At 37.6% G+C, this 872-nt stretch carries 1 protein-coding gene; it reads right to left on the minus strand.

Annotation, left to right across the window (positions count from 1 at the left end):
* Positions 1–50: 50 nt before the first annotated feature.
* Positions 51–386: a hypothetical protein gene (locus EI161_RS14510; RefSeq protein WP_192529984.1), complete on the minus strand. Its 336-nt coding sequence runs from the start codon at positions 384–386 to the stop codon at positions 51–53.
* Positions 387–872: the final 486 nt, after the last annotated feature.

Below are 872 nucleotides of genomic sequence, written 5' to 3' on the forward strand. Positions count from 1 at the left end.
GTAGCAATTGGGTTTGATAATTAGTTTATAACACTTTTAGGTGGGATTGACTATAGCTCGATTTTATAGTCTTCGCCGCCGCGCTCGGCTTTCACTTTAATAGTGTTGTTGCCCTTTTTATATTTAACATCTCTAACCCGGTAACCCATACTGCTGACCTTATTGGCCGCTTGCTGCTCGATCGCAGGGCGATAAAAATCCTTATCGATGCTTTTAATGGTTTTCTTGTGTTTCTTATACACACTGCTGTCTTTATAAATATCTTCATAAACGTCGCCAAAAGCATTGTAGCCACCAGGAGCGCTGACACAGCCTGTTGTTATCGTTAATAGAGCAGCAACCATAGCAGTAGCAGTCGTGGTCTTTAAAAAGGTTTTGTTTATCATAAGGTTATCCCATTATTATATTAAAAGTGCCTAATTATAGTCAGTCCTAAATAAAATAAGTACAAATATTATCACGTGTTACTGGGACAAATTTTTCTTGCTTGCTGTGCCTGCGCAGACAGAGGCTACGCAAAATTTATCCCAGTAGCACTGTATTTTTTTATAGTGGATCGGCTATATATTAAAAGTGTCTATCATAAAATGGCTATGGTAAAGCACCTAGCGTAGAGCGATAAAAAAATGGCCAGACAAACCAAAGGCTGGTTTATTTGACCGAAGGCATCAAGAGGTCAACGATGCCAAAATTAAAAGCCAAACGCATAACCATTAAGCGGCATACGTTCTTTTTATGATGTCTCTGAGAGTGTTGTTTTACTTATAACGGTAATGGTTGTTTTGATAGCGACCATTATTATTGTTGTAGCGGTTGTTATAGTCACTGCACTACAAAAGAGTTATAATTTGGATGAATATCATAAAACAATT

Source organism: Psychrobacter sp. FME5 (assembly GCF_014861375.1).
Classification (GTDB): Bacteria; Pseudomonadota; Gammaproteobacteria; order Pseudomonadales; family Moraxellaceae; genus Psychrobacter.